The following is a 10,431-nucleotide window of genomic DNA, read 5'->3' as shown; positions in this document are numbered from 1 at the left end:
GCTGCGCGCCGCCGCGACCCGCAACGCCGCCCTGGTGGTCGCGAGCGCCCAGGTCGCCCAGGAGCGGGCGTTCGCCGCGTACGGCGCGCTGGTCGCCCGGGGCGAGCGGGTCGTCGGCGCCGGCGTGCTGGAGGCCGCCGAGACTGTCAACGCCGACATCGAGGCCACCGAGGCCGTGACGCCGACCGCCACCGCCGCGACCGCCACCACCGCTACCACCCCGACCGCCCCGGCCGCGGCCCCCGTCGACACGCCGACCCCGGCCGACGTGGCCGAGATCGCCGAGGCCAAGCCGGCCGCGGTCAAGAAGGTCGCCCGCGCCCCGAAGGCCGCCAAGCAGGCCGAGACCCCGTCGGCGAAGCTGCCCCGGGCCACCAAGCGGACCCGTCCGGCGGCCGAGTAGCTCATCGGGTCGACGACCCCGGCGGCGTCCTTGTCGGACGTAGCCGGGGTCGTGGACATAAACTTGCCGACATGGCCAACGCCGCGCCGATCTTCGCGTTCGAAGTCCGCTACGTGATCGAGCTGATTCTGCTCGTCTTCGCGCTGATCATCCAGGGTGTCGCGCTGGTGCACGCCGTCACGCAGCGCTCCGACGCGTTCCCCGCTATCGGCACGCTGCCCAAGGGCGGCTGGATCGCCATCCTGGCGGTCTGCCTCGTGCTCACCCTGCTCGGCTTCGGTCCGATCAGCCTCTTCGGACTGATCGGCATCGCCGCCGCGCTCATCTACCTGCTCGACGTCCGGGTCGGTCTGCGCGACCTGAGCGACGGCAAAGGGTTCTGGTGAGAGGTTTCCGCTGGCCGCCCCCACCCGACAGCGGTCCCCGCACCTGGGGGCCGGGGCCGGGTGGGCCGCGTACCGGCCGGCCGGCGCTGCCGGAGCCGGAGACCGAGCTGGTCACCACCCCGCACGGCGTACGGCTGGAGCGGCTGGTCACCGGCACCGGTGACCCGGTCACCGTGTTCGCACACGGTCTGGGCAACGGCATCGCCACCACCCGCCCGTTCGGCAGCGGGGTGAACGGCCGCAAGGTGTTCTTCCAGTTCCGCGGTCACGGCCGTTCCGATTCCCCGGACGGTCCGTGGGACTACCTGGACCTGGCCCGGGATCTGCGGGCGATCGCCGACCTCGGGCGGGCCAGCCGGGCGTTCGGCGCGAGCCTCGGTGCGGGTGCCCTCTGCCGGCTCCTCGCGGAGAGCCCGGAGCGTTTCGACAGGCTGGTCTTCTTCCTGCCGGCGGTCCTCGACGAGCCACGCGGGCCGGCCGCCCGGGAACGCATCACCGACCTGCTGGAGGCGGTGGAGAGCGGGGACGCCTCGGCGGTCGCCGACATCGTCACGCTGGAGTTGCCCCCGGCGGTGCGCAACACCCCGGCCGGCTGGGCGTACCTGCGGCAACGGCTCGACCAACTGCTCCGTGACGGTCTCGCCGACGGTCTGGCCACGCTCACCGATCAGACGCCGCTGCGCCGGATCAGTGACCTGGCGGCGGTCACCGCCCCGGCACTGGTGATCGGTTGTGCGGGCGACGACCTGCACCCGGTCGAGGTCGCCGAGCGGCTCGCCGCCGCGCTGCCCCAGGCCACCCTGCACGTGTACGACCGGCCCGGGGTGCTCTGGTCGGAGCGCGCCGACCTGCGCGAGCGCATCTCCGGCTTCCTGAACGAGTAACCTGCCCTGTCATGGGCGTCACACAGCATGGCCGTACGCACCGGCTGGATCTTGCCGACCCGACACTGCGCGAATGGACCTGCACGGTGCTGCACGCCGATGCGGAGCAGGGCATCGTGCTGGACCGTTCCGCGTTCTACCCGGGCGGCGGGGGTCAACCACCCGACCACGGCGTGCTGCTCTGGCAGGGCGTGCAGACCCGGATCGTCGGCACCCGCAAGGGCGACGACCCGTACCTGATCCCCGCCGAGGGTGACCCGTTGCCGCCGGTCGGCACCGCTGTCGTGGGCGCTGTGGAGGACGAGCGCCGCACCCGTCTCATGCGCACCCACTCCGGGCTGCACGTGCTCTGCGGTGTGGTGTTCCGCGACTTCGGCGCGCTGGTCACCGGCGGGAACATGGAGCCGGGCGAGGCCCGGATGGACTTCAACCTGCCCGAGGTGCCCCCGGACTTCAAGGCCCGCATCGAGGAGCTGGTCAACGCCGAGGTGGCCGCCGACCGCTCGGTCGCCACGCGGGTGCTGCCGCGCACCGAGGCGCTGGCCCTGCCGGACATCATCCGCACCCAGTCCAACCTCATCCCGCCGGACGAGCAGGAGGTCCGCATCGTCGACATCGTCGGGCTGGACGTGCAGGCCGACGGCGGCACCCATGTCGCCTCCACCGCCCAGATCGGCAAGGTGCAGGTGGTCAAGGTGGAGAGCAAGGGCCGCGCCAACCGTCGGGTCCGCGTCCGGCTCGTTGATTAGACCGGGTAACCGAATTCGGACGTCGGCTGTCAGGTATTCCTGACACCGTCGCAGGCATGACGCAACCGCTAACCGGAAAGATCGCGCTCGTCGCCGGTGCCACCCGGGGTGCCGGGCGGCAGATCGCCGTTCAGCTCGGCGCGGCCGGTGCCACTGTCTACGCCACCGGTCGCAGCACCCGGGCCGGCCGCTCCGAGATGGGCCGACCGGAGACCATCGAGGAGACAGCCGAGCTGGTCAGCGCGGCCGGCGGCACCGGCATCGCCGTTCAGGTCGATCACCTGGTGCCCGAGCAGGTCCGCGACCTGGTCGCCCGGATCGACGCCGACCACGGCCAACTCGACGTGCTGGTGAACGACATCTGGGGCGGTGACCCCTTGGTCACCTGGGACAAGCCGGTCTGGGAGCAGCCGCTCGACGCCGGCTTCCGCACCCTGCGACTGGCCGTCGACACGCACATCATCACCAGCCACTTCGCCCTCCCGCTGCTGATCCGCAAGCCCGGCGGGCTGGTGGTGGAGATGGGCGACGGGACCAAGGCGTACAACGACGAGAACTACCGGCTGTCGGTCTTCTACGACCTGGCCAAGGTCTCGGTCAACCGGCTCGCCTTCAGCCAGGCGCACGAGCTGAAACCGTACGGCTGCACCGCCGTCGCGCTCACCCCCGGCTGGATCCGCTCCGAGGCGATGCTGGAGCACTTCGGCGTGACCGAGGAGAACTGGCGTGACGGCGCCGCCACCGACCCGAACTTCCTCATCTCGGAGACCCCTGCCTTCGTCGGCCGGGCGGTGGCCGCGCTCGCCGCCGACGACGACAAGGCCCGCTGGAGCGGCAGGTCCGTCGACGCCGGCAGCCTGTCCAAGGTGTACGGGTTCACCGACCTCGACGGCAGCCAACCCGAGGGTTTCCGCTACATCACCGAGGTGGTCGACGCGGGTAAACCGGCGGACGTGACCGGCTACCGGTAGAGCGCGGCGAGCCGGTCGGCGCTCTGCGCGAACAACTGCCGCAGCTCGGGTGGGTCGAGGACCTCCACCTCGGGGCCGAGCCCCAGCAGTTGGTGGTACGCCACCGGGACCGACTCGACGGGCAACCGGGCCACCACCCACCCCTGCCCGTCGGGTTCGCTGGCGGTGGCGACCAGTTCGTCGTACACGAAGGGGGCATCGACCAGGTGCCGGAGCTGGCGCAGGCCGGCGGGGCTCAGCCGGACGGCGACCTCGGCCCGCAGCATGGTCCGCAGGAACGACCCGGCCTGCTCGCGCCAGTGCTGGGCCAGGTCGAAGCCCTCGTCGCGGTCGAAGTGCTCGTCGCCCACCTCGACCCCGGTGACCCGGTCCACCCGGTAGGTGCGCACGTTCTCACCGACCCGGCCGACGAGATACCAGACCCCGCTCTTGAGCACCAGGCCGTACGGCTGCACGCGGCGGGTCACCTCCCGGTCGCCGCGTCGGTAGCGCAGCTCCACCACCCGGTCCGCCCAGACCGCCCGGGCCAGCTCGGGCAACCACTGCGGTGCCGCGGTCTCCCGGAACCAGCCCGGCACGTCCAGGTGGAACCGCTGCCCGGCGCGGGCCGGCGCGTCGCGCAGCGCGGGTGGCAGCGCGGCGAGCACCTTCAGCTCGGCGGACGCCACCGCGTCGGCGAGCCCCATCTCGCCCGCCGGCCCGGGCAGCCCGGCGAGGAACAGCGCCTCCGCCTCGTCCCTGGTCAGCCCGGTCAACCGGGTGCGGTACCCACCGAGCAGACGGTAACCGCCGGCCCGCCCCCGGTCGGCGTAGACCGGCACGCCGGCGGCGGAGAGCGCCAGCACGTCCCGGTAGACGGTCCGCTCGGAGACCTCCAACTCCCGGGCCAGCTCGCTCGCGGTCATCGACCCGCGCGACTGCAGCAGCAACAACAACGAGATCAGTCGGGACGCGCGCACCCACCCATCCTGCCCGCCCCCGCTCACCGCCCGCCGGGGGTCAGCAACCCCCTGTCGTACGCGGTGGCCACCGCGGCGGCCCGGTCGTTGACCCCGAGCTTGGCGTACACGTGCAGCAGGTGGGTCTTGACGGTGGCCTCGCTGATGAACAGCCGAGCCGCAGCCTCCCGGTTGGAGGCACCGCGCGCCACCATCGTGAGCACCTCCAGCTCACGCTGGCTCAGCGGCTCCTCCACCGGCGCGCGCAGCCGGCCCATCAGCCGGCCGGCGACGCTCGGCGCGAGCACCGAATCACCCCGGGCGGCGGCCCGTACCGCGCGAACCAGTTCCTCGCGAGGCGTGTCCTTGAGCAGGTAGCCGGTGGCACCGGCCTCGATCGCCGGCAGCACGTCCGCGTCCGTGTCGTAGGTGGTGAGCACCAGCACCCGGGCGGTGCTGCCGGCGCGGGTCAGGCGACCGATGGCGGTCACCCCGTCCATCCCGGGCATCCGCAGGTCCATCAGCACCACGTCCGGTAGCAGCGTCGCGACCAGTGCCAACGCCTCCGAGCCGTCCGCGGCCTCGCCGACCACCTCGAAATCGGGGTCGCCGGTGAACATTCCCCGCAGGCCGTCCCGCACCACCGGATGGTCGTCGACGATCAGCAGCCGGATCGAGGTGGTCACCCGGCACCTCCGGGTAGCGCGGGAACGGACGCCGAGATGGCGGTGCCGCCGCCCGGTTCGGACTCGACCGCCAACTCGCCGCCGACCCGGGTGACCCGTTGCCGCATGACGGTCAGCCCGTACCCGCCAGTCGGCTCCCGGGACGTCGGTTGGTCGGTGACCTCGAAGCCGGCCCCGTCGTCGCGCACGTCCAGGGTCACCACGTCGGCCATGTAGGACAGGGTCAGCCCGACCCGTGAGGCGGCGGCGTGCCGGGCCACGTTGGCCAGCGCCTCCTGGGCGGCCCGCAGCAGGGTCACCTCGATCTCCGGGTGCAGTGGACGGGGCGTACCGGTGGTGGCGACCTCGGCCCGTATCCCGTGCAGGTCCGACCAGCGCCCGCCCAGCTCGACCAGGGCGTCCGGCAGCCGGGCCGTCTCCAGCGATTCCGGGCGGACCGCCCGCACCGAGCGGCGGGCCTCGGTGAGGCTCTCCCGGGCCAGCGCGAGCCCGTTGTCGACGTGCCGGCGCCAGTCGGCGGACCGATCGCGGGTCTGCTCGGCCGCCTCCAGTTGGGTGATGATGCCGGCCAACCCCTGGGCGAGGGTGTCGTGGATCTCCCGCGCCATCCGTTGGCGCTCGTCCAGCACGCCGGCCTCCCGTGCCTGGATGAGCAGTTGGGCGTGCAGCCCGGCGTTCTCCCGGACCGTCTCGGTGAGTTGCCGGTTGGCTTCGCCGAGTTCCGCCATCAGTCGTCGGCGTTTGGCGTCCTCCTGTTCGGCGATGATGGCGAACCAGCTCACCGAGCCGGCCACGATCAGGTTGAAGAGCACCAGCAGCAGCCAGAGCGGCCAGTGCGACATCGCTATCACCAGGCCACCGCCCTGAGAGGTGGCGATGATGGCGGCGGTGGCTGTCACCCCGGCGATCCGCCAGCGCCTGGGCAGGACCGGAAAGGCGTGGATGTAACCGATCCAGGCGAAGAAGCCGTACCACGGGCTGGCCACCACCAGGGCGGCGCCGAACGTGATCAGCCCGGCGTAGTAGACCGCCATCAGCCCGCGCCGGCTCTGCCAGCCGGGGTGCACTGTGACGAACCAGGCGACCCAGCATCCGGCTGCCACGGCGATGGCGAGGGTGGGCAGCGCGCCGAGATGATGGGGTGCCGGTGCGACGAGGGCCAGCAGGGTGCCCAAGGCCAGCCCGCCGTAGGGAACCACGCGATAGAGGGCCGCTTCGTTCTTGCGCCACCTGGTCAGACGGTCGTGCTCGCCGCTGCTGGCCATCGAATCCCCGATCACTCCCAGCGGAACAGTTTTGCCGCGCCGGCGCCGGCCGCCAGGGCGACCACCGCCATTATCCCGAGGTGCGACAGGTGTGGCGATGCCCCGGTCCACGAGTCGAGCAGCGCCTGGACCCCGGGTGGCGTGTAGTCGCCGATCCGGACCAGGAAGTCCGGCAGGATGAACCGGGGCACGTAGACGCCACCGAAGAACATGACGGCCATGAACAGTGGCACGGCCATCGCCTGCGCCGACTTCGCCGTCCGCGCCACCGCCGCCACGAGCAGGCCGAGTGCCAGCAGGGCCGCCGTGCCGAGGAGGAGGGCCAGTGTGAAGCCCAACGGATGCCGGGGCAACGGCACGTCGAACGCCAACCGGCCCACCGCGATGAGCAGCACCGCGCTGACCAGGATGGTGGCGAGGGAGATGAGCAGTTGGGCGGCCAACAGCGCGGCAGGGCTGGCCGGGGTGGTGGCCAGCCGGCGCAGCACCCCACGTTCCCGGTAGGTGGCCAGCACCGTGGGCAGGATGTTGACCGCCGACATGGCGAGCGTGATCACCAGCAGTGAGGGTGCGAAGTACTGGATGAAGGACAGGTCACCGAACTGGACCTCCGGCTGCCGTGCCGCCGGGACCAGCCCGAACACCACCAGCAGCGCGACCGGTAGGACGACGGTGGTCAGCGGCGAGCCGAAGTCCCGCAGGAAGAGTCGTGTCTCGATCTTCAGGATCTGCCCGAAGGCGTGCATGTCGGTTCTCCTTCAGGCGACGGGCCGGTGCCCGGTCAGCTCGACGAACGCGTCGTCGAGGGTGGACTGTTCCAGCCGCAGGTCGGCGGCGACGATCTGGTTGCGGGCGAGCACCGAGGTGACCGCGTGCAGCAACTCACCGGTGCCGGTCACCACCACCTGGCTGCCGGTGCGCTGCACCGCGGAGACCTCGGGCAGGTCGGTGAGGAGCCGGTCGTCGATCGGAGCGGAGGGCCGGAACCGGATCCGCTGCTCGGGAGCCACCGACGACACCAGGCCCGCCGGGGTGTCCAGCGCTACCACCCGGCCCTTGTCGATCACCGCGATCCGGTCACAGAGCCGTTCGGCCTCCTCCATGAAGTGCGTGACCAGCACGATCGTCACTCCGCTGCTACGCACCTGCTCGATGAGGCTCCAGGTGTCCCGCCGAGCCTGCGGGTCCAGCCCGGTGGTCAGCTCGTCAAGGATCGCGATCTCCGGGTTGCCGACCAGCGCCAGCGCGATGGAGAGTCGCTGCTTCTGACCACCGGAGAGCTTCTTGTACGCGGTGTTCCGCTTCGCGCCGAGACCCAGCCTCTCGATCAGCTCGGCCGGGTCGGCCGGATCGCGATAGAACGACGCGTACATCTCCAGGGCCTCGGCCACCCGGAGCTGGTCCGGCAGTTGGCTCTCCTGAAGTTGCACACCGACCCGCTGGCGTAGCTGGGCCGCGTCCCGGCGGGGGTCGAGCCCGAGGACCGACACCCCGCCCCCGTCGGGAACGCGCAGCCCGGCGACACACTCCACGGTGGTGGTCTTGCCCGCGCCGTTCGGGCCGAGGACACCGAAGATCTCACCCGCCTCCACAGCGAACGACACCTCGTCCACCGCCACCAGATCGCCGTATCGCTTGTGCAGTCTGGTCACCTCGATGACCGGCATCTCGCCGCCCTTTCGCCGCTTTTCCCGTACCCCTCAAGGGTTGTCGGGGTGGCCCGGCGGCGAATCGACCGGTCGGCGATGATCACCGGTGACCCCGGTTGACCACATCCATCCGTCAACCGGTTGATGTGCGACGCGGGTGTCGTTGCTAGTGCTGCACCCGGCGGATTCGACGACCGCTCGTTAGGCTGCTCGATCGTGGATGTCAGCAGAGTCGCCAGCCCGGTTACCGGGGCCGCCGGACGTTTCCTCGCCGGGGCCGGCCTGCTCCTGCGTGGCCTGGGCCTCTATGTCCGCAGCCCGGGGCTGATGCTGCTCGGCGTCGTGCCGGCCCTGATCTCCGGCGCGCTCTTCGTGGCGGCGTTCGCCACCCTCGTGTACTTCGTGGACGACCTCGCCGCGCTCGTCACACCGTTCGCCGACGACTGGTCGAGTACCGCCCGCAGCCTGGTCCGGGTGATCGCCGGACTGGCCTTCCTCGGGGTCGGTGGCCTGCTGGCAGTGCTCACCTTCACCGCTGTCACCCTGGTCATCGGAGACCCGTTCTACGAGAAGATCTCCGAGCAGGTCGAGCAGCGCTACGGCGGCACACCGGGCGCGGTGGACGTGCCGTTCTGGTCGTCGCTGCGCCGCAGCGTCGCCGACTCGGTACGCCTGGTGGCGCTCACCGCGCTGGTTGGCATCCCCCTCTTCCTCGCCGGTTTCATCCCGGTGGTCGGCCAGACGGTCGTCCCGGTGATCGGGGCGGCGGTGGGCGGCTGGTTCCTCGCCGTGGAGCTTGTCGGGGCGCCGTTCTACCGCCGGGGAATGCGGCTGCCGCAGCGTCGGGCGATCCTGAAGGCCGACCGTCCCACCGCCCTCGGGTTCGGGGTGGCGGTGTTCCTCTGCTTCTTGATCCCGCTCGGTGCCGTGCTGGTCATGCCGGCGGCGGTGGCCGGCGCGGCGTTGCTGGCCCGCCGTTCGCTCGGCCAGCCGATCGACGGCCCGCTGGCCGCATCGGCCACCGGTCGGCCGGTCGGGGAGCGCTGACGTGGAGATCGTCCTGATCGAGGGGGACATCACCGCACAGCGGGTGGACGCCGTCGTGAACGCCGCGAACTCGTCCCTGCTCGGCGGCGGCGGGGTCGACGGTGCCATCCACCGCCGTGGCGGCCCGGCGATCCTGGCCGAGTGCCGGGCCCTGCGGGCGTCCCGGTACGGCCGGGGTCTGCCCACGGGACAGGCCGTGGCGACGACAGCCGGTGAGCTGCCGGCCCGCTGGGTCATCCACACCGTCGGGCCGGTCTGGTCGGCCGACGAGGACCGCTCGGCGCTGCTGCGGGACTGCTACGCCAACAGCCTGCGGGTGGCCGACGAGCTGGGCGCGGTGACGCTCGCCTTCCCGTTGATCTCCGCTGGCATCTACGGCTGGCCGGTCGACGACGCGGTCCGTCAGGCCCTGTCGGTGCTGCGCACGGCCACCCCCGCCACCGTCGCCGAGGCCCGCCTGGTGCTGTTCGGGGCGGACACCCACGCCGTGGCCCGCCGCGTCCTCGACGCCGCCTGAGCACCACGTCGGGCGGCCGTCGCTGCCTGATCACCACCAGTCGGGCGGCCGTCGCCTGATCACCCACGTCGGGCGGCGGTTCCCGCCTGATCGATGCGGGCCTGGATGGCGTCCGTGGTGGGGCCACTTCCGCAGGCTGCGGTGTGGTGGGGTCGACAGCTGCGGTGTGATATTTGCCGACACGCTGTTGATAACATGCCGACATGATGTCGACAATTTACGAGGGCGCGCGCTGATGTTCCTCGCGATTCGTGAACTCAACTTCGCCCGGTTGCGGTTCGCTCTGATGGGCGCGGTGATCGCGCTGATCGCCGTGCTGATGGTGATGCTGTCCGGGCTGTCGGTCGGGCTGGTCCGCGACGGTGTGTCCGGGCTGCAGAACCTGCCGGTCACGTCCTTCGCCTTCGCGCAGGACGTGCAGCGCGACTCCGCGTTCTCCCGCAGCGTGGTGGACATGACGGCGGTGGACGAGTGGGCCGACCAGCCGGGCGTCGCCGACGCGACGCCGTTCGGCAACACGCTCGTGAACACGCGTACCGATCGGGGAACCGAGGTCGACCTGGCGCTGTTCGGCGTCCAGCCCGACTCGTTCCTGTCGCCCCCGGTCAGCCAGGGTGACCGGCTGGGCACCGAGGACGGCATCGTGGTGAGCCCCACGGCGCTGGACGCGGGCCTGCAGATGGGCGACGTCGTCACCATCGACCGGCTGGGCACCCGGCTGCGGGTCGTCGGCGTCACCGAACAGCAGGACACCTTCGGGCACGTGGACGTGGCGTACGTGCCGCTGGCGGCGTGGCAGGCCATCAAGTCCGGCACCGCCCCCGGCACGGCGCTGCCGCAGCGCGCCGCAACGGAGATCACGGCGGTGGCGGTGCGCGCGGCCGACGGGAAGTCCCTCGACCTGGCGGCGGGGGACACCGCGGCCGGCACCGAGAG

The 10,431-nt window shown here is 71.7% G+C and carries 12 protein-coding genes and 1 pseudogene; 8 read left to right on the top strand and 5 right to left on the bottom strand.

All coding sequences use genetic code 11. The annotated features are described in order from the left end of the window. The 5 genes and pseudogenes from KBX53_RS10825 to KBX53_RS10805 form a co-directional block, all read left to right on the top strand. A pseudogene (locus tag KBX53_RS10825) lies at positions 1-403 on the top strand (hypothetical protein); the annotation flags it as partial. Positions 404-474: 71 nt separating this feature from the next. Continuing rightward, positions 475-789 (top strand): DUF2516 family protein, encoded by a 315-nt coding sequence (locus tag KBX53_RS10820; protein WP_030327754.1) that lies wholly within the window; start codon positions 475-477, stop codon positions 787-789. After that, entirely contained in the window at positions 786-1,673 is an 888-nt protein-coding gene (locus tag KBX53_RS10815) for an alpha/beta fold hydrolase (protein WP_210858941.1), read from the top strand. The genes KBX53_RS10820 and KBX53_RS10815 overlap by 4 nt, the downstream gene beginning before the upstream one ends. A gap of 11 nt (positions 1,674-1,684) precedes the next feature. Next, positions 1,685-2,422, top strand: coding sequence for an alanyl-tRNA editing protein (locus tag KBX53_RS10810; protein ID WP_030327752.1), 738 nt, complete (start codon positions 1,685-1,687; stop codon positions 2,420-2,422). 56 nt (positions 2,423-2,478) lie between these two features. Next, positions 2,479-3,393 carry an SDR family oxidoreductase gene (locus KBX53_RS10805; protein ID WP_210858940.1) on the top strand — a complete coding sequence of 305 codons (915 nt, stop codon included), beginning with the start codon at positions 2,479-2,481 and terminating at the stop codon, positions 3,391-3,393. Here KBX53_RS10805 and KBX53_RS10800 read toward each other — a convergent pair. The 5 genes from KBX53_RS10800 to KBX53_RS10780 are packed head-to-tail and all read right to left on the bottom strand — an operon-like array spanning position 3,384 to position 7,949. Beyond that, the gene (locus tag KBX53_RS10800) at positions 3,384-4,352 is read right to left on the bottom strand and encodes a YafY family protein (protein WP_210858939.1); all 969 of its coding nucleotides are present in this window, start codon (positions 4,350-4,352) and stop codon (positions 3,384-3,386) included. The two genes, KBX53_RS10805 and KBX53_RS10800, sit on opposite strands and share 10 nt — an antisense overlap. A 23-nt stretch (positions 4,353-4,375) precedes the next feature. Beyond that, positions 4,376-5,017, bottom strand: a complete 642-nt coding sequence (locus KBX53_RS10795) for a response regulator transcription factor (protein ID WP_030327749.1) — start codon at positions 5,015-5,017, stop codon at positions 4,376-4,378. Then, positions 5,014-6,282, bottom strand: coding sequence for a sensor histidine kinase (locus KBX53_RS10790; protein WP_247675429.1), 1,269 nt, complete (start codon positions 6,280-6,282; stop codon positions 5,014-5,016). Before KBX53_RS10790 ends, KBX53_RS10795 begins: the two co-directional genes overlap by 4 nt. A gap of 11 nt (positions 6,283-6,293) precedes the next feature. Further along, on the bottom strand, positions 6,294-7,028 hold the full coding sequence (locus KBX53_RS10785) for an ABC transporter permease (protein ID WP_210858934.1): 735 nt from the start codon (positions 7,026-7,028) through the stop codon (positions 6,294-6,296). A 12-nt stretch (positions 7,029-7,040) separates the two neighbouring features. Next, positions 7,041-7,949, bottom strand: coding sequence for an ABC transporter ATP-binding protein (locus tag KBX53_RS10780; protein WP_210858932.1), 909 nt, complete (start codon positions 7,947-7,949; stop codon positions 7,041-7,043). 198 nt (positions 7,950-8,147) lie between these two features. Between KBX53_RS10780 and KBX53_RS10775 the strand changes: the two genes are divergently transcribed. From KBX53_RS10775 to KBX53_RS10765, 3 genes are all read left to right on the top strand, one after another. After that, positions 8,148-8,978 carry an EI24 domain-containing protein gene (locus tag KBX53_RS10775; protein ID WP_210858930.1) on the top strand — a complete coding sequence of 277 codons (831 nt, stop codon included), beginning with the start codon at positions 8,148-8,150 and terminating at the stop codon, positions 8,976-8,978. A gap of 1 nt (position 8,979) precedes the next feature. Next, positions 8,980-9,495 (top strand): O-acetyl-ADP-ribose deacetylase, encoded by a 516-nt coding sequence (locus KBX53_RS10770; protein WP_210858929.1) that lies wholly within the window; start codon positions 8,980-8,982, stop codon positions 9,493-9,495. A gap of 235 nt (positions 9,496-9,730) precedes the next feature. After that, a partial coding sequence (locus tag KBX53_RS10765) for an ABC transporter permease (RefSeq protein WP_210858926.1) occupies positions 9,731-10,431 on the top strand: 701 nt, incomplete at its 3' end.

Source organism: Micromonospora sp. M51 (genome assembly GCF_018070305.1).
Classification (GTDB): domain Bacteria; phylum Actinomycetota; class Actinomycetes; order Mycobacteriales; family Micromonosporaceae; genus Micromonospora; species Micromonospora parva.
This window is presented reverse-complemented; position numbering and strand designations above follow the sequence as displayed.